Genomic DNA, 26755 nt, shown 5'->3' with positions numbered 1-26755 from the left:
CCCACGCACCCGCACGTTCCGAACATGGTGTGCAAGAGCGGCGGTTGTTCCGGGAGTTGGAGCGGCCAGGACTGATCGTGTCGAACCTGACCCCGAACTGGTTCGCATCGATCATGGGCACCGGGATCGTCGCCGTCGCAGCTGCATCACTGCCGCTGCAGTTCCCGGGGCTCCGCACTGCGGCGACGGTGGTGTGGGCAGTCGCCGCGGTCCTGCTCGTCGCCCTCACCATCGCGACGGTCCTGCACTGGGTCCGCTACCGGAGCACCGCAGCGAAGCACCACCTTCACCCGGTCCTCTCCCACTTTTACGGCGCCCCGCCGATGGCGTTCCTCACCGTTGGTGCCGGCACGATCCTGCTCGGGAAGGACTGGATCGGCCTCCCGGCCGCCGTCACCGTCGACTGGGTCCTCTGGAGCATCGGCACCATCGGAGGACTGCTCACGGCAGTGCTCGTGCCGTACCTGGCGTTCACCCGCCACGAGAACACGCCCGACTCCGCGTTCGGCGGTTGGCTGATGCCGATCGTCCCGCCGATGGTGTCCGCCTCCACCGGTGCGCTCCTCCTGCCCTACGCCCCCGCCGGACAGGCACGCGAGACACTGCTGTGGTCCTGCTACGGCTTCTTCGGCCTCAGCCTCATCACGTCGCTGGTCGTGATCACGCTGATCTGGAACCGTCTCGCGCAGCACAAGGTCGGCGCCGCGGGCATGGTCCCGACCCTGTGGATCGTCCTCGGACCGGTTGGACAGTCGATCACCGCCGTGAACCTGCTCGCGTCGAACGCCCCGACCGTTGTCGATGCGAGTACCGCGCATGCCCTGCTGGTCGTGGCGCTGGTGTATGGGTTCGCGATGCTCGGGTTCGCACTGCTGTGGACCGTCATCGCCCTCGTGATCACCATCCGCACTGCCCGAGAGCACTTGCCGTTCAGCCTGACCTGGTGGTCATTCACGTTCCCCGTCGGCACCTGCGTCACCGGCCTGAACGGCCTGGCCCTGCACTCCGGACTCACCGTCGTCGCCGTCCTCGCCGTCATCTACTACGTGGGACTCGTCGCCGCCTGGATCACCGTTGCCGTCCGCACCTTCCACGGCTCCGTCATCCGAGGCACCCTCCTGGCACCACCACAGCCGGCGTGAGCACCGCCGAGGAACTCGCGGACGTTCGATCGCTGAACGCCCTCGCCGAGACATGGCGCACCGCGCCTGACGGCTCGCGACGGTTCGTCCCGAGCTTCGACCCACGATCCGGCGGCACATCCAGCCGCGTGCTGGTCCTCATGCAGTCGCCCGGCCCGCAGACCATCGCCGCAGCGCACGCGGCGGTCTGCAGCGAGGACAACCAGGGCCCGGCCTCGGCCGCGTTCCGCGCAGCCCGCATCGAGTCCGGACTCGCACGGGGCGAGTACCTCCGCTGGAACCTCATCCCCTGGGAAATCCCCGGCCGCATACGACCTGCGGACATCGACGAGGGGCGAAGCGCCCTCGGAGCTTTGCTCGGGGTACTCCCCGTGCTCGACGCCATCGTCACGTACGGGACCGTTGCCCTCGACGGAGTCATGCGGCACCTCACCCTAGACGAGCACCCCAGACTCATACCCGTCATCGCGGCGCCACACCCCTCTCCCGCCAACGGCCGCCACCGCGCGGAACAACACCGACGTTCCGTTCAAGCACTCCAGCTTGCCGCACTGACGCGACCAGTGTAGCGAATACGAACGATTCCGCTACAACTGTCCGAACTGACGCTCCGGCAGTGTGCGAGACAGCGTGTCTTGTAGCGGAACTCAGTCCCGGAATCTACGTGCCGCCACTACCCCTCCTGGTCGAGTTTCGCTACGTTCTCTTCATGGGTCACCTCCTCGGGTACGCGCGCGTATCCACCACCGACCAGGACGCGTCATTGCAGGTCGATGCGCTGAACGCTGCCGGCTGCTTCCGCGTGTTCGTCGACACCATGTCCGGGTCACTCGAGCACCGACCAGAACTCGACAAGCTCCTCGACCAGATCCGCCCTGGCGACACACTCGTCGTCTGGCGTCTCGACCGACTCGGGCGCTCGATCCGGCACCTCATCGACCAGCTGCACGTCCTCGCGGACCGCGGTGTCGGGTTCCGGTCGTTGCAGGAGACCATCGACACCACCTCGCCCGGCGGCCGCCTCGTCTTCCACGTGTTCGCCGCCCTGGCGGAGTTCGAACGGGACCTCATCAAGGAGCGCACCAATGCCGGCCTCGCTGCGGCCCGCGCCCGTGGCCGCACGGGCGGGCGTCCACCGCGGCTGTCCTCTGACCAAGTCCGAACGGCACGCCGGTTGTACGAGCAGCAGGACATGACCGTCGCGCAGATCGGAGACGTCCTCGGAGTCAGCAGGACGACCATCTACCGCACGCTCGCGAAGCACACCGAGCTCGAGACCGCTCGGCGCACCAAGCCCTCCCCGTCGATGTAGCTGGCCATGGACGCGGACGAGCGGTGGCGAATCCTTCGACTGCATGTCGATGACGCGATTCCGCTTGCCGAGCTCGTCCGCACAACGGGTGTGCCGCGTCGGACCCTGACGCGGTGGCTCGCCCGCTACCGAACAGGCGGCTACGACGCGCTCTCCGACAGTGTTCGCCTGGACCGTGGGGTCAGGCGCACATCGCCGGATCTCGTGGCTCTGGTTGAGGCGCTGGCCCTGACCCGGCCACGACCTTCGATCGCCACCATCCACCGGCGCCTGGTCGAGCACTGCGCCGGCCGCGACGCCGATGCACCGTCGTACTCGACCGTGCAGAACATCGTGCGCGCTCTCGACCCCGGGATGGTGACCCTGGCGCTCGACGGGCCGGCGTCGTACCGGGATAAACACGAGCTGCTCCTCCGGCGTCGAGCGGACCAGCCGAACGCGGTCTGGCAGGCCGATCACACGATGCTCGACATCCTGATTGTCGGCCCGGACGGGAGGCCGGCTCGTCCTTGGCTGACCGTCATCCTCGACGACTACTCCCGAGCCGTGTGCGGGTACCTGGCGTTCCTCGGTGCGCCATCGGCGGCGAACACCGCGCTCGCACTTCGGCAGGCGATCTGGCATAAGGTCCAACCTGATTGGCCCGTCTGTGGCATCCCCGATGTGCTCTACGTCGACCATGGGTCCGACTTCACGAGCCACCGGCTCAGTGCAACAGCCGGGGCACTGCACCTTCGAATCGTGCACTCCGCAGTCGGTCGACCGCAGGGCCGCGGGAAGATTGAGCGGTTCTTCGGCACCGTGAACACTGAGCTGCTCGCCGGTCTGCCCGGCCACCTCACTCAGAGGATGTCCGCTCCGTCACCAGTCCTCGACCTCGCCAGCCTCGATGCGGCTGTCCTGGCGTTCATAGGCCGCTACAACACTCGCGTCCACCGGGAAACGAAACAGTCCCCAGTGGACGCATGGATCGCTGGCGGCTGGCTGCCCCGCATGCCCGACTCCCTCGAACAGCTCGACGGGTTCCTGCTGACGGTTCCGGCGTCCCGGGTCGTGCAACGCGATGGCATCCGCTTCCAGGGCCTTCGCTACACGTCACCAACACTGGCACCGTTCGTCGGGGCGACGGTGACGATCCGCTACGACCCACGGGACATCACCGAGATCCGCGTGTTCCACCGCAACACCTACCTCTGCACCGCAGTCAACCCAGAACACCAGAGCGAAACCATCTCCCTCAAACAGATTCAGGCAGCGAGAAACGCGCACCGCCGAGCCCTCCGCGGACAGATCCAAGAACGCATCGCTGTCGTCGAACATCCGCTGGCGCAGGAGCCACCATCCGAGCCCGTATCTCAGCAGCGCCGACGGAGGCTCCGTACCTACGAGGAGGACCAGTGATGCCCAACCAGTTCGTCGTCACCAAGGAACACCGTCGGTTCACGGAGTTCGCCGACGCCGTTCGCAAGCAACAGACCATCGGAATCTGCTTCGGCGCCGCTGGCGTCGGCAAGACGCTTTCCGCCCGCCGCTACGCACACTGGGACCTCATCGGACCCTTCATCAAGCAATGGGGTCCTCGAGCCGAAAGTGACCTCAAGGTCTACGCCGCTGCACACCGAGCGCGCACCGTCTTCTACACGCCACAGGTCGCTGCTTCCCTGCGGTCCCTTCGCGACCAGCTCGACTACGACCTACGCCACACGAACATCCTCGTCGAGGAACACCTCCGACTCATCGGTCACACCGTCAGCTACCGCCACGGTCAACCACCGTCCCAGCTCGAGCTCGTCATCGTCGACGAAGCGGAACGGCTCACCGCCACCGCGATCGAGTGGCTCCGCGATCAGTACGACCGCACAGGCACCGCGCTGATCTTGATCGGGATGCCCGGCATCGAGAAGCAATTCGCGCACTACCCACAGCTCTACAGCCGTCTCGGCTTCGCACACCAGTACCGCCCACTCGGCCACGACGAGCTGCTGTTCGTCCTCGAACGCCAGTGGCGAAAGCTCGGCCACACCCTCGACCCCGACGACTTCACCGACGCCCAAGCCGTCGCCGCCATCGAACGGATCACCCGCGGCAACTTCCGCCTCCTTGAACGACTCCTCCCGCAGATCCAACGCGTGCTCCGCATCAACGAACTCGACGTCATCACCAACGACGTCATCGAAGCCGCCCGCAGCACCCTCGTCATTGGCGTCAGCTAACAAGCCAAAGAACGATGGCAGAACCGGGCCATGAGACAGTGCCGCTCACAGGTCGACGACCACGTCGTTCGGTCCCGCAGAAACGATCGTTTCTGACGACGCATCAGCCCGTCTGAGGCACCGTCATCGAGACCGTCAGCGGACCACCTATGTGAGACACATGCGGCGACCGCTGGGCATAAGGTCGACGGACTCCAGGAAGACGATCCCGCGTCGGTACAACTGGCGCGACTGACCTAGGGTTCGATCCGCGACGAGCGCTCCTTCGACAGCGCTCGTCGCGGCGACCGCCCGGCCCGGTAGCGCTCTGCATAGCCCTGCCACGAGAAGTCGTCGCCGTAGCCGCGCGTCGTGGGGTCTTTGATTTTCCACTCGAGCACACCCAGCGCCGGGATCTCGGCCGGAAGCTTCGGCCCAGACCACTTGTCCTCGTGTTGCTTGCTGCCTTCCTGCGGCGTCCAGCTCCAGGAGTTCTCGACATTGCGCAACGAAACGACGACCGCGCTTCGTTCGTTGTCGTCCGTCACGCTGTGGAACAGGCCAACGTCATAGATCGACAGCGGAACAGAGCCTGGGTTCTCGACGATAACCCGCAGCTCGGCCCAGTTGCGCGGTACGTCGCGGCCTTGGGCGTCGTCGTACTCGCCCTCGACGCCGTTGCTACCTTCGATCGCCACCCTGATCCGAGCCCGACCTCGAAGGCGCCCGACGCCCTGGAAAACGAGCGACAGCACCGAGAGCCCGAACGCTCCGGGAGCTACCCAAGCGAAGGGGTCGCTCACTCCTCGAGGCCCTTGATCGCAGCCTCAAGCTGGTCGCGCCGGCCGAACGGGTCTGCGACCCCGCTAACCATGCCGAAGTCGCCGAAGTAGAACCGCCGCGCTAGCTTGAAGACCTCTCAGGCGATCCCGTCCGTGTCGGTCGGTGCTACCGCGGGCTCGGAGTCGTACTGCGGCTCGATACGTCCGGTGTCAACAGCGACGACCGAGACGGACCAGCGAATCTCCTTTTGCACGAGAAGGCCAGTGTATTCGTCAAGCTCGACCATGACGTTGCGCTGGTTCTCGTCGTCGTGCTGGATGCGCCCAACCGTCGTCGTGAGGAAGGGCGCCGCCTCCGAGATGGTGCTCGCGACAGCCTGCGCCTCAAACTCGTTCATGTCTACTTTCCCCCTCAGCTGGTTGATGCCGAGCTCAGCGCGTCAGCTTCTTCGCCGTTGAGCTCACCGACAAGCTCGGCAATCTTCTCCGCGACGACCGCCCACGAGTCTTCCTTCGTACTCAGCCCACCGCGCGAAGCAAGCATGGGGCTCACCTGGTCCAACTCTTCGAAGGACACACCATGCAGCACAGGCACCAACAAGCTCCGGCGCAGCAGTGCGCTGAGTTCACTGCTTGCCACGCTGCGGTCGGTTCGAAGCTTGTCGAGCATCGCCGGCGTCACGAGCACGATTCCGATGCGCGAGGTCGCGAGCCCGTTGTCGATGGCCACCCACATGTCGGTGCCGAGCTTGAGTGTGACCTCGCTGAACCAGACCGTCACCTCCTCGCCACGGAGCAAGTCGTAGAGGTCCGTCGCGTCCGCCTGGCGATCCGGCCACGCGTGGCAGAGAAACACGTCATGCACCTGCGTGCGCGTAACAACTGCCGCTCGGACGGACTCTAGGTCGCGCACTTCCTGTGCCGTATACGAGACGGAAGACGTGCTCGGCTGCCAAGACGGCCGGGCAGTACGCCGGCTCCCTCCCCCGCCGGTGCTGCTGCGACTGGTGCCGGCGCTGCTCCGCGCCGCAGCGGCTGGAGTCGGGAAGGGCGAGTACGGGCGCGGCGGCGAGTTGCTGTACCGTCCGCGAGATCCACACGACGGGCATGCAGCTGCAGCTGCTGAGGACCGGTGACCCCGAACGGGCGCAGTGCAGTAAGACATGTCGCTGATCGTATCCACAGAAACCGACACTGAGGAGACACACCGAGCGGTCTCGATAGCCGATCGGCTACCGGATACCGAACCGGCGTTCCTGTAGCCGCCGACGACGCTATCCACTTCACACTCGCGAGCCGCGTCGGCCCTGTCTCGTAACCGACAACCACGACGCGAGGGCCGCCGAACTCCTGCGAGACATGGCTGCGAGACGGTTAACGCCGGGTCTGCTTTGCGGGAGTGGACCGCACTGCGATACGTCTCGCCACCGTACGGTTGCGAGAGTCATTCGTTGCCAGTGAGGCTGACGCGCGATCGCGGCAACCACGTCCGTGTCGGGGGCACATGATATGAATTGCCCTCACATAGAGAAACCCGAGGACACCATGAGTTACCGCAACAAGACCTACGTCGCCTTCGCCAGCGAAGACATCCGCTCCTATCGGCTCATGGAAGCATGGCGAGAGAACAAGAACATCGACTTCAACTTCTACGACGCGCATGACCTGTTCGTCTCACTCGACACGAGCCAGCCCGAGACGATCAAGCGCAACCTTCGCGAACGAATGAAGAACGCCAAGCAGGTTGTCCTCCTCGGAAGCGCCGACGCACGGCGTAAGGGCTCGAACGGCTCGTCTTTTCTTGCTCACGAAGTCAAGGTCATGGCCGAGTTCGACCTGCCGGTCGTGGTAGCCAACATCGACGGTGATCGACGCATCGACCGGAACTTCATCCCGAAGCCACTGCTCGACGCGGACTACTACACGCTGTCCGTCTCCTTCCAGCCAGCGATCATCAAGTACGCGTTGGACAACTACGCCCCCGTGTACAGCACGTCGAGTGAGACAGGACCTCACTACTACAAGGACCACGTCTACACCGGTCTCGGGCTGTAGTGGAACCGTTCCTGCGGGATGTCCGGACTGCTCGGTTCTGGAAGATCCTTGGAACACAAGCGTTCGCTCTCTTCGGCCTGCTTGCCGCCGTCGGCGGCGGCATCGCACTGTTCATCCCAGATTTCTTCACTAGTAGGCCCTGGATGGGTTTGGTTGGGATCATCGCCGCACTGGTCTACGGTGCTGCCCGAGCATGGCCACGGCCTATCGCCACTCGATACCAGTCCCCATCAACAAAGATCTCGCTCGTGCGAGGCGATCTGTTCGACCAGCACGAAGCACACCTCGTCATCGGCGCCAGCGACACATTCGACACGGCACCGCCGCACATCGACCCGCGTAGTGTGCAGGGGCAGTTCCTCAATCGCATCTACGATGGGGACTTGCCCAAGCTGGATAGTGACATCGCCGTCGAGCTGACGTCCATCGACCCCGTAGAAACCGTCGCTGGCAAGCATGGCAAGACCGAGCGGTACCGGCTCGGAACCACCGTCACGCTTCGTCAAAACGCGCGCCGCTTCTTCCTAGTGGCGTACACAAGGATGGACAACAAGAGCAGCGCATCATCAACGACTGATGGTGTGTGGAACAGCCTCAGCGAGCTGTGGAAGGTTGTCCGAGCCGAGAGCAACGGACGACCCGTGTGCATGCCGATGATCGGCGGAGGCCAATCGAAGCTGTCCTCAGTGTTGCCGCTGGCTGACTCAGTACGGTTCATCGCACTCTCGTTCATGCTCGCGTCCCGCACACGGAAGATCTGCGACGAGCTGGTCATCGTCGCGCCGAGGAACGAGTACGACTCCCTGGACCATCTTGAAATACAGGCCTTCTTGAATTCCTTGAGGCCCTCATGAACGATTCAGCACTGCAACTCCCCGAGGTTGATAGCTGCGCGTTCTGCTCCTACCTCGGTGGCACACGTCCGTACGCCATCCTCTGGACGGAGCCTCGGATCGCCGTCTTAGTCACTCAAGAACAACGCGGCATCGGGCACCTCCTGGTGATTCCCACACGACATGTCTCGACGCTGCTCGACCTCGGGGACTCTGATGCGGAAGACCTCATGCTTGCAGTCCGGGACGCGGCGGCCACGATCGACCGCACGTACCAACGTCCCGGTATCGCCGTGTGGCAGAACAACGGTACGGCCGCGCATCAAGTGATCCCTCACCTGCACTTCCATGTCGCAGGAACCCTCCCAGAGGGCGGAACCAATCTCGGCGACGCGAACGAGGTCACCCTCGGAGAAGCCCTCACCATCGGACGAGAGCTAGCACCACACATCCCGCATCGGCGCGGACGTAGAGCGAGTATCTGAGGCCGTGCCGCTGGCGGCTGAGCGCCGCCAAATGGCACACACCTGAGTGTCCAGAATTCTGAACGCGGGCGTCTAGCAGCTAGCTGTCCGACTCATGACCGATCGGCTTCGAGGTGCGGGGCGATGAGCGGGCCGGGGTTTCCGTCGAGGGCTGCGTCGATGTCGTCGATCGTGAGCCGGACGTGTCGGGGTAGGCGGTCGCCGGTGGGGACTGGGTAGTCGGCGAACTCCACTGACTCTTGCTCGCCGCGGCGGACGGCGTCGCGGTAGGCGTCGATCCAGTGGCGCACGCATGTGTGCTGGAACGCGTCGCGTGCGAGCGGAGCGATGACGCGGTGGTACTGCTCGAGGGTCCCGAACAGCAGCCGGGCGGCGGAGACAGCAAGGTCGTCGCGGCTGTGTGCAGCGCGGAGCACGTGGTCAATGAGGTCTCGCCGCGCTTCGGCGCGCGCGAGGCGGCTGCGGTAGTCGTCGAGAATTCGGTCGCGGCTGGAGCCGGTCACGTCTTCGTCTTGTGTGACCCGCTCCAGGTAGCGGCGCGCATCCTCAAGCTGCCGGGTGACCTTCTTTTCGAGCTTGGCGAGGTCGACAAGGTGCGCGAGCTCGGCGATGAGCTCTTCGACGTAGTGAGTCTCGGCCGCAAGGGCGTAGGCAGCGTGAACCCATCGAACGGCTTCGATCGTTGTGCCGCCCGAGCGCTCGTCATCGCGGGTGGTGAGTGCGCTCGTGGCGGCGTAGACGCCGGCGCCGAGGTGCAGTGTCTTATGGATCAGGTCGCGGTCGCGTTCAACGTGCCAGAGCGCGTAGGGCTCTTGGAGCGTGTCGGCGAGCAGTAGGAGGCTGGAGCCGATGACGCGCTCGATGTCGAGGGCGAACGATCGGGCTTCGAGCGCCGTCGGGCCGGGCACGTCGACGGCGGTGCCGGCGACGGTCTGCCCGCGCCGCTGCAGCGACGACGGCATGCGGCGCATGAGGACGGTGTCGCGCACGTCGAGATTTGTCACAGCGCTATTGGACCGCTGTCAGTCTGATATCGGTCTGCTACTGCTTCGCGTGGTAGGCGTCGACGCCCTGGCGGAGCAGCCGGAGGCTCATCGCGTGCTTACTGCGGTGCTCCTCCTTCGCGATCTGCGCGACGGCGATCTGCAGCTCCTTGTCCTTCGGCCAACGGATCAGGGTGGTGTCGGCGAGGTCCTTGTCGGCGTCCACCTTCGGGGCAGGCTTCGTCGTCCGCGGAGCGCGCGCGGCCGACGCGGGGCCCGGCGTCTCGGCCGGAGCGTCCGGGTGCTGCGTCGCCGCGTCGCCGAATGCGGCGATCTTGGCGGCGCGCTCCTCCTCGGTCAGCGGGGTCCGCTCCTTGATGGCCATTACGCGATCACCTCTCCTGCAAGCTCCTGGACCTCAGAGCGAGCCTTCGGGTTGTTCCACTCGACCACGCCGAGTCCTTCGCCGATCACGTCGCGGTACGCCTTCCGCTCGTAGACGATGGATTGGAGCGGGGCGATCAGCGGGTACTCCGCCAAGTACTCCCCCGCGTCGGTGCGCTCGGTGCCGTTCGGGTTCATCGGGGCCCATCCGGCAGCGTGGAGACGGCGGAGGGAGCGGTCGACGGTGCTCGAGGGGACGCCGGTGTCGATCGCCACGGAGCGCAACGCGGCGGCAATGTCACGAGAGCCGGAGCGGAGGGAGAGCCAGGCGAGGTAGGTCAGGACGGTGCTGTCATGCATGTCGGGCCGGACGCGACGACGCGCGGGCCGACCCGGCCTGCGAGCTACGCCGTCGCGGCGGCCGCGGCCTTCGCGGCGGCGGGCAGCGCGTCGAGCACCCGGCCGACGGCCCGGTCGTCGTGCGCCGCGGTGACGAACCACGCCTCGAACACGCTCGGCGGCAGGGTGACCCCGGCGTCGAGCATCGCGTGGAAGAACGGCGCGTACCGGAACGCCTCCTGCGCCCGGACGTCGTCGTAGTTCCGCGGGGCCTCGTCGAGGAACGCGAACGAGAACAGGTTCCCGGCGTGCTGCACGGTGTGGGCGACCCCCTCGGCGGACAGCGCTGCGCTGGTCGCCTCGGCGATCGTCGCCGCGGTGCGGTCGAGGCGCGCGTACACCTCGGGTGTCGCCGCACGGAGCGTCGCGGTGCCGGCGGCGACGGCGAGCGGGTTCCCGGACAGCGTGCCCGCCTGGTACACCGGCCCGAGCGGGGCGAGGAAGTCCATCACCTCGCGGCGACCGCCGAGCGCGGCGAGGGGCATGCCGCCGCCGATCACCTTGCCGAACGTGACGAGGTCGGGCTTCCACCCGGTGCCCTCGGGGACGGTGCCGGCGGCCTCGAGCCCCCACCACCCGGCCGGGCCGACGCGGAAGCCGGTGAGGACCTCGTCGACGATGAGCAGCGCACCCTGCGCACGCGTGATCTCCGCGAGCGCACGGTTGAAGCCGGGCTCCGGCGCGAGCACGCCCATGTTCGCTGCGGCCGACTCGACGATCACCGCGGCGATGCGCTCCGCGTGCTCGTCGAACGCGGCACGGACGGCGTCGAGGTCGTTGTACGGCAGCACGAGGGTCTGCGCCGCGGTCTCGGCGGTGATGCCGGCACTGCCCGGGAGGGCGAGCGTCGCGACGCCCGAGCCGGCCTCGGCCAGCAGGGAGTCCGAGTGGCCGTGGTAGTGCCCGGCGAACTTCACGAGCAGGTCGCGACCGGTGTACCCGCGGGCCAGCCGGATCGCGGTCATCGTCGCCTCGGTGCCGGTCGACACCATGCGGAGCTTCTCGATCGGCCCGTCGCCGTCGACCTGCACCCGCTGCCGCACGAGCTCGGCGAGCTCGGTCTCGCCCGGGGTGGACGCCCCGAACGACAGCCCGCGTGCGGCGGCCTGCTGCACGGCCTCGACCGTGCCCGGGTGCGCGTGCCCGAGGATCGCGGGGCCCCACGATGCGACGAGGTCGACGTACTCGCGCCCCTCGGCGTCGGTCACGTACGCGCCCTTCGCGGCGGTGAGGAACCGCGGGGTCCCGCCGACCGAGCCGTACGCGCGGACCGGGGAGTTCACGCCCCCGGGGATGCTCGCCTTCGCGCGACCGAACAGCTCGTCGTTCGTCGTGGCGGTGCTGGTGCTGGTGCTGGTGGTCATTCGGGTGCCTTCCCGGTCGAGGCGACGCCGGACACCGCCGCGGTGCTGCCGGACGTGCGCAGGCCGGCCTCCTGGTTGAGCTTCCGCGCGATGTCCACCGCGAAGTAGGTGAGGATGGCGTCCGCACCGGCACGCTTGATGCCGACGAGGGCCTCCATCGCCGCGGCGTCGCGGTCGATCCAGCCGTTCTGCGCCGCCGCGGTGATCATCGCGTACTCGCCCGAGATCTGGTACGCCCACACGGGGACCTCGGAGACGTCGGCGGTGCGGGCGAGCACGTCGAGGTAGCTCATCGCGGGCTTCACCATGACGATGTCGGCGCCCTCCTCGATGTCGAGCAGGACCTCGCGGAGACCCTGCCGTCCGTCGGCGGCGTCGATCTGGTACGTGCGGCGGTCGCCCTGCAGCGTGGACGCGACGGCCTCGCGGAAGGGGCCGTAGAACGCCGACGCGTACTTGGCGGAGTACGCGAGCAGTGCGGTGCCGCTGTGCCCGGCGGTGTCGAGGGCGTCGCGGGCGGCGGCGATCTGACCGTCCATCATGCCGCTCATGCAGACGAGCTCGGCGCCGGCCTCGGCCTGGGCGACGGCCATGTCCCGGTAGCGCAGGAGCGTGCCGTCGTTGTCGACCGAGCCGTCGGCCGCCAGGACACCGCAGTGGCCGTGGTCGGTGAACTCGTCGAGGCACAGGTCGGACTGCACGACGAGGGCGTCGCCGACCTCTTCCTTCGCGATCCGGATCGCCACGTTGAGGATGCCGTCCGGGTCGGTCGCGCCGGAGCCCACTGCGTCCTTCGCGGTGGGCACGCCGAACAGGTTCACGCCACCGACGCCCTGCTCCGCGGCCTCGGTGAGCGCTCGGCGGAACGAGTCGAGGGAGTGCTGCTGCACGCCCGGCATGCTCGAGATGTCGATCGCGTCGGTCGCCCCCTCGCGGATGAACATCGGCAGCACGAGCTCCGCGGGGTGGAGCCGCGTCTCGGCGACCAGCCGCCGCATGGCGGGGGTGGCGCGGAGCCGACGGGGGCGGACCTGGGGGAAGCGTCCGGTCACGATGACCTTCCTGTTCTGGGGTTCGGGTGGAGGGTCTCGACGACGGCGTCGAGGAGGGCTTCGGCGGACCGGCTGCGGGCGACGACGTGCACGGGCAGTCCGGCGGCACGCGCGGCGTCGGCGGTGGACGGTCCGATGCACGCGATGCGCGTGCGCGGGTCGAGGGGGGTCATCCGGCGGACGACCTGGTCGGCGACGCTCCCGCTCGTCACGAGCACGGCGTCCGGTGGTGGGGTGAGGACGAGCGGGTCGTCCCCCGTCCCCACGGTACGGTACGCGACCACCTCCGACACGGCGAGGCCGCGGGCGCGCAGGCCGTCGACGAGCGTCGGCGCGGCGATCTCCGACCGGGGGGTCAGGACGGGTCCGGCGTCGGCGGGGAACGCGGCGACGAGGCCGGCCGCGGACTCGTCCTCGGGCACCAGGTCGACGGGCCAGCCCGCCGCGCGGGCGGCCCGTGCGGTCGCCGCGCCGACGCAGGCCACGCGGACCCCGGCCGGGAGGCGCGGCACGCGTCCGGCGACCACGCGCACGGCCGTCGCGCTGGTCACCACGAGCCAGGGGGCACCGGTGGCGACCCTGTCGGGTCCGCTGCGGTCCGTGGGTGGCGCGTCGCGCCTCCCGGCCGGGTCGTCGCGCGGTCCGTCAGCGCGCTGTCCGCTGGCCTCGCCAGCGGGCGCGGCCGGTACTGCCCCGAGGCGGGCGAGCGCCGCGTCGAGCGCTGCCGGGTCGGCGGGCGGTGCGTCGGTGATGAGCGGGACGACGACCGGCTCGAGTCCGCGGGACCGGGCGGCCTGAGCCACCGACTCGCCCCACGCACCGCCGCGCGGGACGAGGACGACCGGTGGCCGTGCCTCGTCCGCGACGCGAGCGGTGTCGTCCGTGGTGCTCCCCTACTCGGCGGGTGTCGCCAGGCCGGGGCCCGCCGAGTGCTCGCCGTCGGCGGGGGCGTCGGACACCGTGGATGCCAGGTCCGCGAGCTCGGCGGCGCCGTTCTCGAGCAGCTCGGCCGCCACGCGTCCGGCGACGGCGAGGGCCTCGTCGAGGCGGTCCTGCGCGGAGCCGTCGAGGTGCGCGGCGTGCGACGCGGTGCGGTACTCGGCGCCGTCGGGGCGGTAGACCGTCGCGGAGACGAGCAGGAGCTCGGCGTCCACGACCGCGGTCGCACCGATCGGAGCGGAGCAGCCCGCCTCGAGCTTGGCGAGGACCTCACGCTCGGCCGTCACCGTGAGGCGCGTCGGGGCGTGGTCGAGCTTCCGGAGCGCCGCGAGGAGCCCCTTGTCGGTCTCGTCGCTGCGGATCTCGACCGCGAGCGCGCCCTGACCGGGTGCGCTCGGCCAGAAGCCCAGGTCGAGCAGCTCGGTCGCGGCGTCGAGCCGGTCGATCCGGCCGAGACCGGCGGCGGCGAGCACGACCGCGTCGAGGTCGTCGTCCACCCGACCGAGCCGGGTGTCGATGTTGCCGCGGATGTCGACGACGTCGAGGTCGGGGCGCTTCGCCCTGAGCTGCGCGACCCGGCGCGGTGACCCGGTGCCGACCTTCGCGCCCTCGGGGAGCGTGTCGATCGTCCCGGCGTTCCGCGCGACCAGGACGTCCCGGGCGTCGGCGCGCTTCGGCACCGACGCGATCGTCAGCCCCTCGTACGGCGCGGTCGGGAGGTCCTTGAGCGAGTGCACGAGCACGTCGACCTCGCCCGCGACGAGCGCCTCGCGCAGGGCACTGGCGAACACGCCCGTCCCGCCGAGGCTCGCGAGCGACGCACGGTTCACGTCGCCCTCGCTCGTCACGGTCACGAGCTCGACCGGACGGCCGGCCGCCTTCGCCAGGCGGTCGGCGACGTCCTGCGACTGCGCGACCGCGAGCCGGCTGGCACGGGTGCCGAGCCGGATCGGCACCGGGCCGTCGGTCGGCGCTGCCGCCGACGCCGGGCCGTCGGCGGGCTCGGGCGCTGTGCGGTCCGGGTCCGTCACGGGGCGACGCCGGCCGCGGCGGGCTTGAACCCGGCGCGGACGTTCTCGCAGCAGCCCGGACGGCACACGTCGTACCAGGGGCCGATGTCGGTCAGGTGCGGGCGCTCGCTCTTCGGCGTCCCGTTCACGCGCTCGAGCACCAGGTCGACGAGCCCCGACACGTACGCCGGGTCGACGCCGGGCGTCTGGGTGCGGAGCGACCAGAAGCCGAGCTCGCCGGCGGTCTCGGTGGCTTCCTCGTCGAGGTCCCACATGACCTCCATGTGGTCGCTCACGAAGCCGAGCGGGACGATGAGCACGGCGCGGGTCGGGCCGCCCTTGAGCTCCTCGTTCATGTAGTCGTTGATGTCCGGCTCGAGCCACGGCTGCGTCGGGGGGCCCGAACGCGACTGGTAGACGAGCTTCCAGCCGGGCTTGGACGTGCCGCGCAGGTGGGCGTGCTCGGGCTGCTCGAGCAGCTCGTTCCACGCCTGCTCGAGGACGACCTCGCCCACCGCGAGGTGCTGCGCCTCGTACGCGCCGTGCTCGTCGAAGCCGCGGTGGTCCGGGCCGGACTTCGCGGCGTCGGTCGACGGGATCGAGTGCGTCGAGAACAGGATGCGGAGCTCGGTCGCGACGTCGAGCCCCTCGTTCTCGGCGATCGCGCGGGCCATGCCGTCGCGCACGCCGTCGACGAACGGACGGACGAAGCCCGGGTGGTCGAAGAACTGCCGGACCTTGTCGACCTGGATCGTGTCGATCAGGCCGGTCTCGGTGAGCACCCGCGCGTAGTCCTCGCGGTACTGGCGGCAGCTCGAGAACGACGAGTACGCGCTCGTTGCGATCGCGACGAGCTTCGTGTACCCCTTGTCGGCGGCCTCGGTGAAGGCCTCCTCGAGGTAGGGCGCCCAGTTGCGGTTGCCCCACAGCACCGGCATGTCGATGCCGCGCTTCGCCAGCTCGGCCTCGAGCGCCGCCTTGAGCGCACGGTTCTGCGCGTTGATCGGGCTGACGCCGCCGAAGTGGCGGTAGTGGTGCGCGACCTCCTCCAGCCGCTCGTCCGGGATGCCCCGGCCGCGGGTGACGTTGCGCAGGAACGGGATGACGTCGTCCTGGCCCTCCGGTCCGCCGAAGCCGGCGAGCAGGATGGCGTCGTACGCGGTCGGGACCTCGACGTGCTCGGGTCCGTCGGCCGCGGCGGGCGTCGCGGCGAGGACCGTGCCCCGCCCGTTCGAGATCTGGCTGGTGTCGGTCACGACAGCACCTCCGGCAGTTCGGCGGTCGTCACGCGACGACCGGTGAAGAAGGGGACCTCCTCGCGCACGTGCAGGCGCGCCTCGGTGTAGCGCAGGTCGCGCATGAGGTCGACGAGGTCGACGAGTTCGGGGCTCTCGAGCGGCAGGATCCACTCGTAGTCGCTCAGGGCGAAGGTCGCGATGGTGTTCGTCAGCACGCGGCGGTACTTCGCGCCGGCGATGCCGTGGTCGCGGAGCATCTTCGAGCGTTCTTCCTCCGGCAGGAGGTACCACTCGAAGGACCGGACGAACGGGTACACCGTGATCCAGGCCTCGGGGTCCTTGCCGCGCAGGAAGGCGGGGGTGTGGCGCTTGTTGAACTCGGCCTCGCGGTGCATGGCCATCACGTGCCAGACCGGCTCGGCGTCCTGGAACAGCCCCGTGCGGCGGACCTCGCGCAGCACGGCCTGGATCGCCTGGGCGTCGTCGCCGTGCAGCCACACCATGACGTCGGCGTCGGCGCGGAAGCCGGAGACGTCGTAGAAGCCGCGGACGGTGACCCCGCGCTCGGCGGCACGGGCCACGACCGCGTCCAGCTCGGCCACGGCGTCGTCACCGACGCGGTGCACCGGACCGAGCGGCCGGCGGAACACCGCCCAGAGGGCGTACGCCGTGAGGAGGTTCGGGTCGATGCCCGAAGCGGGGTCGGTCTCGTGCGCGGGTTCGTGCGACGCGGTCTCTTGCGTCGACTGGTGCACGTCGGAGCTCATGGTTCCTCGTCCTGTCGGTTGCCTGGGTCGTGGCTGGGCTGCCGCGGACGGAGGACCACCGATGGGCGGTCTACCGCCGTCGGAGCACCACTGCGACGATACTCCCGACCACCGCCACCCCGGCTGCGAGCCCGGCCAGGTAGGGCACCGGCTTCTCGTCGATGCCCTGCTTGACCTTCGACGCGGCGATGCCGAGCTGCTTCGGGACGTTGAGCTTGTCCTCGATGGCGTCGAGCGTCTCGAAGAGCTGGGTTCGCGTCGCGGCGACGCGGTGCTCCAGGTCGTCGTGGTGGTCGGTCACGGTTCCTCCGTCGGTGGTGCTGGTCGGGGTGCTCGGGACCGCGTGCGGTCGACGGCGTCGGAGACCGCGGTCGCGGTCGGCGGGCGGGAGCGCCTGCGGTCCGCGGTCAGGACCGCTTGCGGTCGGCGGCCGCGGGCTTGTTGCCGAGGCCCTTCACCGCGTTGACGTCGTCCTTCACGCTGTCGATCGTGCGCTTCGGCGTCAGGGGCAGCGCCTTCTGGAACCGCTTCCAGCCGACGAAGCCGAGGATCCCGGCGACGATCAGCATCACGACGGCGAGCAGCAGCGCCGCCAGCCACGCGGGTATCACGGTCGCCAGACCCATCACGGCGGCGGTCAGGAGCACGCCGATCGCGTACAGGACGATGACGAGTGCGCCGATGAGCAGACCCGCTGCGAGCCCGATGATCTTCGCCTTGCCGATGAGCTCGGCCTTGAGCAGGTCGATCTCGCCCTTGACGAGGTTCTTGACCAGCTTCGGGACGTCCCCCACCAGACCGAACAGCGAGCGCGACCGGCGGTCGCGGGTGTCGGTCATGAGGTCTTGCTGTCCTTCTTCTGGGCGACCTTGCGGACGACCTTCTTGGTCTGCTCGCCGACGAACTCGGCGACGTCCGGGGTCTTGTCCTGGATGAAGTCCTCGGCGACGTGCACGCCCTTCTGGACTCCGTCGCTGTTCCAGACCTTGCCGCTGACGGTCTTGATCTGCTCGTACCGCGCCCGTCCGGCTCGCGATCCCAGGACGTACCCGAGTGCGGCGCCGGCGACGAAAAGGAGCTTGCCTCGCATGTGCGGTTCCTCCGAGGTTTCGGTGTGCGGTGTCATGCGCCGATCGGAATACGTCCGGCGTCCCACCACAGTAGCCCTCGGCCGGTCTCCGGTCCGCTCAGGAATCCAGGAGGCGCGCAGCCGACGCCCGGGCCGCCTGCACGATGCCCGCGAGCCCGCGGCCGGAGGTCGTCTCGCCGATGCCGACGACCCCCTCGGCGAGGCCCGCCGCGGTGAGGTCCGGTCCGTACCAGCGGACGCGCGCTGCGCCGAGCACGCGGTCCGGCGTGACGGGCACGCCGAGCAGGGCGGTGGCGTCGCGGGTGGCGCGGGTGCCGGTCGCGTCCGTGGGGTCGACCGGGAGGCTCGTCCCCGGCTCGGGCGCGCCGGTCCCGCCCGCCGTCTCCTCGCCACGGGCACCGGGTGCGGTCTCCGGAGCGGTCGCGTAGCTGAGTCGGAGCACGTGGCGCCCGGCGGCGGCCTCGGCCAGCCACGGCCACTTCACGGTCGCGTGGGTGAGGGCCTTGGCGGCGACGTCGCGGGCCTCGGGGTGGACGAGCATCCCGGTGCCGCGCGGTCCGGCGTCGAGCTCGGGCTGGTCGACCACGAGCGTGACGAGTTCGATCCCGGTGCGGTCCGGCGCGGCCGTGCGCGCGGGGTCGGCGGTCGAGGACAGCACGTGCTGCGCGGGGAGGCGCTCGCGGGTGCCGTCGGGCCCGACCACCTCGACGGCGTTCCGCTCGACGGCGACCGCCCGGGTGTGCAGACGGACCTCGATGCCGTACGTCTCGGTGTCGGCCACGAGCTCGTCGACCAGGCGGACGATGCCGCCGCGGATGCCCTGCACGGCCGAGCCCGCCGTCGCCTTGGCCCGCATGGCGAGGACGGCGCGGGCGAGCGACCCCTCGCGTTGCAGGGCGGACCGGAGCCCGGGGGCGACACGGTCGGGGTCGAGCTGGTCCGGGTGCGTCGAGTAGACCCCGCCGGCCACGGGCACGACCAGGTCGTCGAGCACGCGGTCGCCCATCCGCCGGCGCACGAGCTCGCCGAGCGAGGACGCCTTCGCACCGACCGGCGAGGGCAGGAGCGCGTCCATCTGGGCACGCAGCCCCCCGCGCTGGCCGACCACGGCGAGCACGTCGGCGGCCATCGGGGTGCCGGGGATGCCGAGGAACCCGGTCTGCGGGATCGGGGCGGTCCGGCCGTCGCGGGTCATCAGCCACGCACCGCGCGGGTCCGGCGACACGACGTCGTTCCCGAGGCCGAGCTCGGTCGCGAGCCGCGCGACGGCGTCGGTCCGGGTCGCGAACGACTCCGCGCCCATGTCGAGGTCGAGCCCCGCGACGGTGTGCCGGCGGAGCATCCCGCCGAGCCGGTCCCCGGCCTCGACGAGCACCACGTGCGCGCCGCCCTTCGCGAGGTCCCTCGCGACCACGAGGCCGGCGACCCCGCCGCCGACCACCACGACGTCGGTCACGCTGCGGCCCCCTCCGTGGTGCCGAGCCCCGTGCCGTCGTCCAGCCCCGTGCCGTCACCGAGGGAGTGCAGCAACTCGACGACGCGCGTGAGCACGGTCGGGTCGGTCTCCGGGGGCACACCGTGCCCGAGGTTGACGACGTGCGCTCGTGCCGCCCCGCCGCGGCGCACGACGTCGCGCACGTGGGCCTCGAGCACCGCCCACGGTGCCGACAGCATCGGCGGGTCGATGTTGCCCTGCAGGGTGACGCCCGGGCCGACGCGGCGGACGGCGTCGTCGAGCGGGATGCGCCAGTCGACCCCGACGGCGTCCACCGCGACCGTGTCGGACGGGTCGCCGAGCGTGGTCATCTCGTGCAGGACCTCGCCGCTGCCGACGCCGAAGTGGATGCGCGGGACGCCGAGGTCGGCAACGTGCCCGAGGGCCGTCGCCGAGTGCGGGGCGACCGACGCGACGTAGTCGGCGCGCGAGAGCGACCCGACCCACGAGTCGAACAGCTGCGCGGCCGAGGCGCCGGCGGTGACCTGCGCGCGGAGGAAGGCCCCGGAGACGCCGGCGGCCCAGTCGAGCAGGCGCGCCCAGGTCTCCGGGTCGGCGTGCATGAGCGTGCGGGCGCGGATGTGGTCCTTCGACGGGCCACCCTCGACGAGGTAGGCGGCGAGGGTGAAGGGCGCGCCCGCGAAGCCGATCAGCGGGGTGTCGCCGAGCTGTTCGACGGTGCGCTGCACGGCCTCGGTGATCGGCGCGAGGGCGTCCGGCTCGAGCGGTGCGAGGGCGGCCACGTCGGCGGCCGTGCGGATCGGGGAGCCGAGCACCGGACCGCGGCCGGGGACGATCTCGACGTCGACGCCCGCGAGCTTGATCGGCACGACGATGTCGCTGAAGAAGATGCCCGCGTCGACCCCGTGCCGCCGGACCGGCTGGAGCGTGATCTCGGAGGCCAGCGCCGGGTCGAGGCACGCGTCGAGCATCGCGGTGCCGACGCGCAGGTCGCGGTACTCCGGCAGCGACCGACCGGCTTGGCGCATGAACCACACCGGCAGCGTCTCCGGCCGGTCCCCGCGCAGCGCCCGGACGAGCGGCGACTGCGCGGTCCGACCGGTCACGAGCGGGTGGGTGTCGGGCAGGGCGGAGGTCGGCGCGTCGGTCACCGGACGATTCTCCCATCGGAGGCGAGGGTGTCCATGAGCACGCGGTCAGCGAACAGCCCGTGGAGCGATCGCGGGTTACGATGGAAGACGTGCTCATCTGTCTCACGGCGTCGCACCGCAACGCCAGCTTCGACCTCCTGGAGCGACTGAGCATCGGCGCACCGACCGCCGCGAGCCGTCTCGTGACGGACTCCGACGTGCTCGACGGGGCCGTCGTCCTCGCCACCTGCAACCGCTTCGAGGCCTACCTCGACATCGCGGGGGACGACCGCGACTCCGCCGTGTCGGCCACCGTCGACGCCGTCGCCACCGCCAGCGACCTCGTGCCCGCCGAGGTCGCGGGCTCCGTCCAGGTGCTCGGGGGCAAGGACCTCGTGCAGCACCTGTTCGCGGTGTCGAGCGGCCTCGAGTCGGTCGTCGTCGGCGAGACCGAGATCTCCGGCCAGGTCCGGCGCGCGCTCGAGGACGCTCGCGCGAACGGCACCACCACCTCGGAGCTCGAGCGGCTCTTCCAGGAGGCCGCGCACACGTCCCGGGGCGTCAAGACCCGGACCCGCATCGGTGCCGCCGGGCGCTCGCTCGTGCGCCTCGGCCTCGAGCTCGCCTCGTCCCGGATCACCGACTGGGCGCGCACCCGGGTGCTGCTCGTCGGCACCGGCAGCTACGCCGCCACGACCATCGCCGCCCTGCGCGACCGCGGCGCCGTGCACATCCAGGTCTTCTCGCCGTCGGGCCGCGCGCCGTGGTTCGCCGCGAAGCACGACCTCGTCGCCGCGACCGACCTGCGCCAGGCGATCGCCGCGAGCGACGTCGTCATCACGTGCACGTCCAGCGAGGTCCCGGTCGTCGAACCCGCCGACCTCGACGACGGCGTGCGCCGCATCGTCATCGACCTCGGGCTCCCCCGCAACGTCGACCCCGACGCCGCGGCCGTCGACGGCGTCGAGCTCCTCGACCTCGAGACGATCAGCATCCACGCGCCGATCGCCGAGCTGAACGCCGAGTCCGAGGCCCGCGCGATGGTCGACGACGCCGTGTCCCGCTTCCGCGCCCAAGCCCTGGAACAGTCGACCACCCCCGCGCTCGTGGCCTTCCGCAAGCACGTGTTCGACATCCTCGACGACGAGATCGAGCGGGCGAAGCGCCGGGACACCGACCCGGAGTCGCTCGAGCAGACCGAGCGCGCGCTCCGGCACCTCGTCGGCGTCCTGCTGCACCGCCCCTCGGTCCGCGCCCGGGAGCTCGGCCGCGCCGGACGCGGCGAGGAGTTCGTCGGCGCGCTCGACGCCCTCTACGGTGTGCGCCCCGAGCCCGAGGCGGGGGTGCCGTCCCCCGTCGTGCCGCTCGCGGAGCGCACCGCGCCCGAGCGGGCCGCGTCGGACCGTAACGACGAGGCGGACGCGAGCTGAGCCTCCAGGCCGGTCCGCCCACGCTGCGCGTGAGCGCGGTGCTGCTGGTCCGCGACCGACGCGTGCTCATGGTGCGCGCGCGGGCGCGCGACGTGCTCTACCTGCCCGGCGGCAAGGCGGAGCCGCACGAGAGCGACGTGCAGGCCGCGCTGCGCGAGGCCCACGAGGAGACCGGCCTGCGCCTGGAGCCGTCCGACGTCGAGCCGTTCGGCACCGTCACCGAACCCGCGCACGGGCAGGCGCCCGGCACGATGGTCGCGATGGCGCTCTTCCTGGTCCGGCCCGGAGGCGCGACCGACTCCGCCTCGCCCGTCGCCTCCGCAGAGGTCGACGAGGTGGAGTGGGTCACCTCGGCAGACGCGGACCGGTGCCCGCCGGCGGGCGTCGAGACGCTCCGCCGGCTGGTCGCCGCCGGCCTGGTGGACTGAACTCCTCGGTCCGAGGAGTCCGGCTGCTACTGGTCCTTGTCGACGTAGTGGCCGGTCTCGCCCGACGGCGTCGGCTCGGCCTCGCCGGGGATGTCCGACTCGACGTACTCGCCCGCGTCGGCGCCGCCCGCACCCTCGGGACGGTCGTCGCCGGGGATGTCGCTCGAGACGAACTCGCCGGCGGGCTCCGTCGAGGTGACGTGCTCGTCGCCCGGGATGACGCTGTCCGTGTAGGCGCCGGCGTGGGTCTCGACCCCGTCCGCCCGGCCCTCGTCGCCGCGTGCCTGCTCGTGCTTGCCTGCCATGTCCGACCTCCGTCGCTCGTGGTGCTGGCTGGTGTTCCCCGCGAGCATCCTCGGCGCGGCTGGACGCTCACCGAGACGTGTCCCCCGGAGCGGGTGTTGCGTGGGGCCATGCGTCACGGGATCGTCCAGCACACCGCCCTCGCCGCCGTGGGGCTGCTCGCCGTCGTCGGTCTGGCCGGGTGCTCGGCCGACACCACGCCGCCGGTCGGCACGGTCAGCCCGTCGAGCAGCCCCAGGGCCTCGGGTGACCCGTCGTCCGCCGTCCCCACGTCGAACGCGGGCTCCGCAGCCGCGACGCCCGCGAGCGGGGCTGGCGGGGGCAGCGCCGCCGGGGACGGTCGGTGCACGACCGCGTCGCTCGCCGGCGGGACCGCGGCGGGCAGCGGCGGGGCCGCGGGCAGCACGATCATCCACCTGACCCTGCGGAACACCGGCTCCGCGGCGTGCACCCTGCAGGGCTGGCCGGGCGTCTCCTTCGTCGGGGACGGCGACGGCGCCCAGATCGGTGCCGCCGCAGGACAGGACCGGTCCTCGGCGCACCCCACGGTCACCCTGCAGCCCGGGCAGACGGCCGTCGCGCCGCTGAAGATCGCGAACGCGCAGGACTACCCGCCGTCGGAGTGCACGCCGACCGCCGCAGACGGGTTCCGCGTGTACCCGCCCGGGTCGACGGCGTCGCTGTTCGTGCCGGCCAGCGGGTACACGGCGTGCGCGTCGGCGTCGGCGGCCCTGCTGCAGGTGCAGGGGCTCGTGCCCGAGGGGCAGGCGACCGACTGACCCGGGTGGCCCCGGCGGCCGGACGGATCGCTGCGTCACGGGGTCGCACCGGGCGGCACCGCGTGGGCGCATCGGGCCCGCGCCGCGTGGTCCCGAGGAGCGCGTCAGCGGTACGACGGGGCGTGCACGGCCTCGAGCACCTCGGTGCCCATCGTCCGCAGGGCCTCGACCACCGCGAGGCGCCGCTGCAGCGAGGCGTCGTCGAACGTGACCGCGACGGCGTAGCTCACCGACGACCCCGGCCCGCGGAGAATGCCCGCCTCCGCCCGGACACCGGTCGACGAACCGGTCACCACGACCGCCTGCAGCCCGTGGTCGAGCGCGCGGTGCGCCAGCGGGTCGAGTCCGAAGGAGCCCGCGACGAGTGACAGGTCGCTCGCGAGGGACAGCCACCCGAGCACCCGGTTCGAGACCGCCTCGTCGACGACCTCGCCGAGCGCCAGCCCCCGCATCAGCCAGCTCAGCTCACCGGTCGGGGCCACCGAGGCGTCCGGGGCGTCGTCCGGTCCGCGGCGGTCGCGGACCCGGTCGATCAGGGCGGTCCGCTCGATGCCCAGCGCCTCGGCACGACGACGGACGGCGTCGATGCCGACGGTGGACAGCAGCGCGTTCATCGCCCACGAGTCCGCCGTCGCACCGACGAGGGTCGCCAGGTCCGGGACCTGCATCGTCGGCTCCTGCAGGAACTGCCACAGACCGGCGCCGGTCGCGGTGTCCCTGGCCATGCGCTGCAACCGGTCGCCGTGCAGGCGGCCGTCCTCGAGCTGCACCGCGGTCTCGATGAGCAGCAGCACGCGGCCCAGGCTCGCCGCCGGCAGCACGAGCGTGTCGTCGACCGCCAGCAGCGCGCGGCCCGTCGAGGTGTCGATCACGGAGGCGCTGACGGACGCACCCTCACGTGCGATCGTGCCCAGCGCCTCCAGGGTGGCCCCGAAGCGCTCGTCCACGCCGCCGCGGTGCCGTCCGCCGCGCGCACGCGCGCCGTCCGCGTCGCCGACCTGGTGTCGGCGACGCGGACGGCGTGGTGCGACCGGGCCCGGGGCGGCCGAGGGGTCGGACCGGTGTCCGGGCTGGTCGGCGTGCTCGGGGGCGGGCGGCCCGTCGGGCTCGGTCATCACCAGATGGCGACGCGCTCGGCGGGGTCGAGGTACATCGCGTCCTGCTCCGTGACGCCGAAGGCCTCGTAGAAGCCGTCGATGTTGCGGACGACCTGGTTGCAACGGAACTCCGTCGGCGAGTGCGGGTCGATCGAGAGCAGGCGCGCGGCCTCCTCCGGACGGATCGCCATGCGCCAGGCCTGCGCCCAGCTGAGGAAGAAGCGCTCGGCACCGCTCAGGCCGTCGACGACCGGCGGCTCCTGGCCGTCGAGCGAGAGCAGGTACGCCTTCCACGCGATCGACAGGCCGCCGAGGTCGCCGATGTTCTCGCCGATCGTCAGGGCACCGTTGACGTGGCCGTCGGGCACCTCGGTCGGGACGAGGGCGTCGTACTGCGCGATCAGGGCCTTCGTGCGCTCCTCGAACGCGGCGCGGTCGGCCTCGGTCCACCAGTTCTCGAGCCGGCCGTCGCCGTCGTACTGCGAGCCCTGGTCGTCGAAGCCGTGGCCGATCTCGTGCCCGATGACCGCACCGATGGCCCCGTAGTTCGCGGCGGCGTCGCGGTCGGCGTCGAAGAACGGGAACTGCAGGATCGCCGCGGGGAACACGATCTCGTTGAAGCCCGGGTTGTAGTACGCGTTGATCGTCTGCGGCGTCATGAACCACTCGTCGCGGTCGATCGGCTTGCCGATCTTGCCGAGCTCGCGGTCCACCTGGAACGACGCGACGGCCCGGACGTTGCCGAGCAGGTCCTCCGGGTCGACGGTCAGTGCGGAGTAGTCGCGCCACCGCACGGGGTACCCGATCTTCGGCGTGAACTTGTGGAGCTTGTCGAGCGCACGGGCACGGGTCTCGTCGGTCATCCAGTCGAGGGCCGTGATGCTCTGACGGTAGGCCTCGACGAGGTTGGCGACGAGGTCGTCCATCTTCGCCTTCGAGGTCTCGTCGAAGTGCTCCTGCACGTAGATCCGACCGACGGCCTCGCCCATCGCGCCCTCGACGAGCGAGACGCCGCGCTTCCACCGCTCGCGCTGCTTCGGGGCACCGGTGAGAGCCGTCCCGTAGAACGAGAAGTTCGTCGCCGAGAGCGCGGTCGTCAGGTAGGCCGCGGAACCGCGGATCACCTGCCAGCGCAGCCAGTTCTTCCAGGCCGACACCGGCTGCGAGCGCAGGAGCTCGGCGAGGCCGGTCACGAAGGACGGCTCGCGGACCACGACGGTCTCGAACGCGCCGGCCGGGGCGCCGATCGCCTCCCACCAGAGGTGCAGGTCGGCGCCCTCGGCGAGCACCGCGACCTCGTGCCACGGCATCTTGTTGTAGGTCTTCTGGCTGTCCCGGGTCGCGACGTTGTCCCAGTGCACCGCGGCGAGCGCCTTCTCGAGCGCGATCACGTCGTCGGTGCGGTCCGCGGCGTCGGCGAACCCGGCGAGCGGGAACATCGCGGCGACGAACTCCCGGTACTTCGCACGGATGTCGGCGAAGCGCTCCTCGCGGTAGTAGGACTCGTCGGGCAGGCCGAGGCCGGACTGCTCGAGGAAGACGACGTACGACTCGGGGTCGCCCGGGTCGTTGTCGACGAAGAGCTGCACGAAGCCGGGCAGCCCGAGCCGCTCGAAGCGACCCACCAGGCGGATGACGTCGTCGGGCGTCTCGACCGCGTCGACCTCGCCGAGCAGCGGGTCGATCGGGCCGGTGCCGAGCTCCTCGAGGCGGTGCTCGTCCATGAAGGACGTGTAGAGGTCGCCGACCTTGCGCTCCTCGGTGCCCGGGGCGGCCTGCTGCGAGCGCTCGACGATCGCGCGGACCGCTTCCTCGGCGGCCTCGGCGAGGACCGTGAACGAGCCGTACCGGGCCTTGTCGTCGGGGATCGGTGTCGCGGCGATCCACGAGCCGTTGACGTGGCGGTAGAGGTCGTCCTGCGGGCGGACCGCGGTGTCGAGTTCGTCGGTGTGGATCCCGGAGCTACGTGCGACGTCGGTCATGCGTTCCACGATAGTCACGGTGCGTCCACGGGTGCGGAGCGAGCCGTGCTCGCGCGGGGTCGCGGGGTCGGCGGCGGGGTGGGTGTCGCTCGCCGGGGGCCGTGGCCGCGCGAGGTCGCGGAG

The 26755-nt window shown here is 70.5% G+C and carries 31 protein-coding genes; 11 read left to right on the top strand and 20 right to left on the bottom strand.

Annotated elements, in window-relative coordinates:
- Positions 1–77 precede the first annotated feature (77 nt).
- From BEP24_RS06505 to BEP24_RS06485, 5 genes are all read left to right on the top strand, one after another.
- Positions 78–1142 (top strand): TDT family transporter, encoded by a 1065-nt coding sequence (locus tag BEP24_RS06505; RefSeq protein ID WP_253181612.1) that lies wholly within the window; start codon positions 78–80, stop codon positions 1140–1142.
- Entirely contained in the window at positions 1139–1711 is a 573-nt protein-coding gene (locus tag BEP24_RS06500) for a uracil-DNA glycosylase family protein (protein WP_065961543.1), read from the top strand. The genes BEP24_RS06505 and BEP24_RS06500 overlap by 4 nt, the downstream gene beginning before the upstream one ends.
- Positions 1712–1851: 140 nt before the next feature.
- A complete protein-coding gene (locus BEP24_RS06495) occupies positions 1852–2454 on the top strand; it encodes a recombinase family protein (RefSeq protein ID WP_065961542.1) in 603 nt (200 codons plus the stop codon).
- 6 nt (positions 2455–2460) lie between these two features.
- Positions 2461–3855 (top strand): Mu transposase C-terminal domain-containing protein, encoded by a 1395-nt coding sequence (locus tag BEP24_RS06490; protein ID WP_065961540.1) that lies wholly within the window; start codon positions 2461–2463, stop codon positions 3853–3855.
- Entirely contained in the window at positions 3855–4667 is an 813-nt protein-coding gene (locus BEP24_RS06485) for an AAA family ATPase (RefSeq protein ID WP_065961539.1), read from the top strand. The genes BEP24_RS06490 and BEP24_RS06485 overlap by 1 nt, the downstream gene beginning before the upstream one ends.
- A 236-nt stretch (positions 4668–4903) precedes the next feature.
- On the opposite strand, the gene BEP24_RS06480 is transcribed toward BEP24_RS06485, so the two are convergent.
- The 3 genes from BEP24_RS06480 to BEP24_RS17815 all read right to left on the bottom strand — a co-directional run bounded on the left by BEP24_RS06480 (position 4904) and on the right by BEP24_RS17815 (position 6293).
- A complete protein-coding gene (locus BEP24_RS06480; RefSeq protein WP_141693381.1) occupies positions 4904–5344 on the bottom strand; it encodes a hypothetical protein in 441 nt (146 codons plus the stop codon).
- Between the two features lie 221 nt (positions 5345–5565).
- Positions 5566–5826, bottom strand: a complete 261-nt coding sequence (locus BEP24_RS06475) for a hypothetical protein (protein ID WP_065961535.1) — start codon at positions 5824–5826, stop codon at positions 5566–5568.
- Between the two features lie 14 nt (positions 5827–5840).
- Positions 5841–6293, bottom strand: coding sequence for a toll/interleukin-1 receptor domain-containing protein (locus tag BEP24_RS17815; protein ID WP_216093115.1), 453 nt, complete (start codon positions 6291–6293; stop codon positions 5841–5843).
- A gap of 644 nt (positions 6294–6937) precedes the next feature.
- Between BEP24_RS17815 and BEP24_RS06465 the strand changes: the two genes are divergently transcribed.
- Genes BEP24_RS06465 through BEP24_RS16515 form a run of 3 tightly spaced genes read left to right on the top strand, consistent with a single transcriptional unit; the run spans position 6938 to position 8801 of the window.
- Positions 6938–7483, top strand: a complete 546-nt coding sequence (locus BEP24_RS06465) for a TIR domain-containing protein (RefSeq protein WP_366556880.1) — start codon at positions 6938–6940, stop codon at positions 7481–7483.
- Complete coding sequence (locus BEP24_RS06460) at positions 7483–8337, top strand: macro domain-containing protein (RefSeq protein ID WP_083230151.1); 855 nt, start codon at positions 7483–7485, stop codon at positions 8335–8337. Before BEP24_RS06465 ends, BEP24_RS06460 begins: the two co-directional genes overlap by 1 nt.
- A complete protein-coding gene (locus BEP24_RS16515; RefSeq protein WP_083230150.1) occupies positions 8334–8801 on the top strand; it encodes an HIT domain-containing protein in 468 nt (155 codons plus the stop codon). Before BEP24_RS06460 ends, BEP24_RS16515 begins: the two co-directional genes overlap by 4 nt.
- A gap of 92 nt (positions 8802–8893) precedes the next feature.
- Here the strand turns inward: BEP24_RS16515 and BEP24_RS06450 are convergent, their stop codons facing one another.
- The 14 genes from BEP24_RS06450 to hemE all read right to left on the bottom strand — a co-directional run bounded on the left by BEP24_RS06450 (position 8894) and on the right by hemE (position 20634).
- Entirely contained in the window at positions 8894–9805 is a 912-nt protein-coding gene (locus tag BEP24_RS06450; RefSeq protein ID WP_065961529.1) for a hypothetical protein, read from the bottom strand.
- 37 nt (positions 9806–9842) lie between these two features.
- Positions 9843–10169 (bottom strand): hypothetical protein, encoded by a 327-nt coding sequence (locus BEP24_RS06445; protein WP_065961527.1) that lies wholly within the window; start codon positions 10167–10169, stop codon positions 9843–9845.
- Positions 10169–10528: a hypothetical protein gene (locus BEP24_RS17810; protein WP_065961525.1), complete on the bottom strand. Its 360-nt coding sequence runs from the start codon at positions 10526–10528 to the stop codon at positions 10169–10171. The genes BEP24_RS06445 and BEP24_RS17810 overlap by 1 nt, the downstream gene beginning before the upstream one ends.
- Positions 10529–10572: 44 nt before the next feature.
- Positions 10573–11931 carry a glutamate-1-semialdehyde 2,1-aminomutase gene (gene hemL / locus BEP24_RS06435; protein ID WP_065961523.1) on the bottom strand — a complete coding sequence of 453 codons (1359 nt, stop codon included), beginning with the start codon at positions 11929–11931 and terminating at the stop codon, positions 10573–10575.
- Positions 11928–12983 (bottom strand): porphobilinogen synthase, encoded by a 1056-nt coding sequence (hemB, locus tag BEP24_RS06430; protein ID WP_290439175.1) that lies wholly within the window; start codon positions 12981–12983, stop codon positions 11928–11930. Before hemB ends, hemL begins: the two co-directional genes overlap by 4 nt.
- Positions 12980–13786, bottom strand: coding sequence for a uroporphyrinogen-III synthase (locus BEP24_RS06425; RefSeq protein ID WP_065961521.1), 807 nt, complete (start codon positions 13784–13786; stop codon positions 12980–12982). The genes hemB and BEP24_RS06425 overlap by 4 nt, the downstream gene beginning before the upstream one ends.
- Before the next feature lie 90 nt (positions 13787–13876).
- Complete coding sequence (hemC, locus tag BEP24_RS06420; RefSeq protein ID WP_065961595.1) at positions 13877–14878, bottom strand: hydroxymethylbilane synthase; 1002 nt, start codon at positions 14876–14878, stop codon at positions 13877–13879.
- Between the two features lie 71 nt (positions 14879–14949).
- Positions 14950–16188, bottom strand: a complete 1239-nt coding sequence (locus tag BEP24_RS06415; protein ID WP_171898742.1) for a ferrochelatase — start codon at positions 16186–16188, stop codon at positions 14950–14952.
- Positions 16185–16937 carry a hydrogen peroxide-dependent heme synthase gene (gene hemQ / locus BEP24_RS06410; protein WP_083230149.1) on the bottom strand — a complete coding sequence of 251 codons (753 nt, stop codon included), beginning with the start codon at positions 16935–16937 and terminating at the stop codon, positions 16185–16187. Before hemQ ends, BEP24_RS06415 begins: the two co-directional genes overlap by 4 nt.
- 70 nt (positions 16938–17007) lie before the next feature.
- Positions 17008–17238, bottom strand: coding sequence for a DUF3618 domain-containing protein (locus BEP24_RS06405; protein ID WP_065961519.1), 231 nt, complete (start codon positions 17236–17238; stop codon positions 17008–17010).
- 106 nt (positions 17239–17344) lie between these two features.
- A complete protein-coding gene (locus tag BEP24_RS06400) occupies positions 17345–17776 on the bottom strand; it encodes a phage holin family protein (RefSeq protein WP_065961518.1) in 432 nt (143 codons plus the stop codon).
- A complete protein-coding gene (locus BEP24_RS06395) occupies positions 17773–18027 on the bottom strand; it encodes a hypothetical protein (RefSeq protein ID WP_065961589.1) in 255 nt (84 codons plus the stop codon). The genes BEP24_RS06400 and BEP24_RS06395 overlap by 4 nt, the downstream gene beginning before the upstream one ends.
- 97 nt (positions 18028–18124) lie before the next feature.
- Positions 18125–19483, bottom strand: coding sequence for an FAD-dependent oxidoreductase (locus BEP24_RS06390; RefSeq protein ID WP_253181610.1), 1359 nt, complete (start codon positions 19481–19483; stop codon positions 18125–18127).
- A complete protein-coding gene (hemE, locus tag BEP24_RS06385; RefSeq protein WP_216093114.1) occupies positions 19480–20634 on the bottom strand; it encodes a uroporphyrinogen decarboxylase in 1155 nt (384 codons plus the stop codon). Before hemE ends, BEP24_RS06390 begins: the two co-directional genes overlap by 4 nt.
- An 89-nt stretch (positions 20635–20723) precedes the next feature.
- Here hemE and BEP24_RS06380 point away from each other — a divergent pair, with 89 nt between their 5' ends.
- On the top strand, positions 20724–22043 hold the full coding sequence (locus tag BEP24_RS06380; protein ID WP_065961585.1) for a glutamyl-tRNA reductase: 1320 nt from the start codon (positions 20724–20726) through the stop codon (positions 22041–22043).
- 29 nt (positions 22044–22072) lie between these two features.
- Positions 22073–22471 (top strand): NUDIX domain-containing protein, encoded by a 399-nt coding sequence (locus BEP24_RS06375; RefSeq protein ID WP_216093113.1) that lies wholly within the window; start codon positions 22073–22075, stop codon positions 22469–22471.
- A gap of 26 nt (positions 22472–22497) precedes the next feature.
- Here BEP24_RS06375 and BEP24_RS06370 read toward each other — a convergent pair whose 3' ends face one another.
- Entirely contained in the window at positions 22498–22776 is a 279-nt protein-coding gene (locus BEP24_RS06370; RefSeq protein ID WP_065961514.1) for a hypothetical protein, read from the bottom strand.
- A gap of 108 nt (positions 22777–22884) precedes the next feature.
- Here BEP24_RS06370 and BEP24_RS06365 point away from each other — a divergent pair, with 108 nt between their 5' ends.
- Positions 22885–23553: a DUF4232 domain-containing protein gene (locus BEP24_RS06365; RefSeq protein WP_065961511.1), complete on the top strand. Its 669-nt coding sequence runs from the start codon at positions 22885–22887 to the stop codon at positions 23551–23553.
- Between the two features lie 104 nt (positions 23554–23657).
- Here BEP24_RS06365 and BEP24_RS06360 read toward each other — a convergent pair whose 3' ends face one another.
- Both BEP24_RS06360 and BEP24_RS06355 read right to left on the bottom strand, forming a co-directional pair.
- The gene (locus BEP24_RS06360) at positions 23658–24668 is read right to left on the bottom strand and encodes a serine hydrolase (protein WP_083230148.1); all 1011 of its coding nucleotides are present in this window, start codon (positions 24666–24668) and stop codon (positions 23658–23660) included.
- Positions 24668–26632: a M13-type metalloendopeptidase gene (locus BEP24_RS06355; RefSeq protein ID WP_065961579.1), complete on the bottom strand. Its 1965-nt coding sequence runs from the start codon at positions 26630–26632 to the stop codon at positions 24668–24670. The genes BEP24_RS06360 and BEP24_RS06355 overlap by 1 nt, the downstream gene beginning before the upstream one ends.
- Positions 26633–26755: the final 123 nt, after the last annotated feature.

This window comes from Curtobacterium sp. UCD-KPL2560 (assembly GCF_001705035.1).
Classification (GTDB): domain Bacteria; phylum Actinomycetota; class Actinomycetes; order Actinomycetales; family Microbacteriaceae; genus Curtobacterium.
This window is presented reverse-complemented; position numbering and strand designations above follow the sequence as displayed.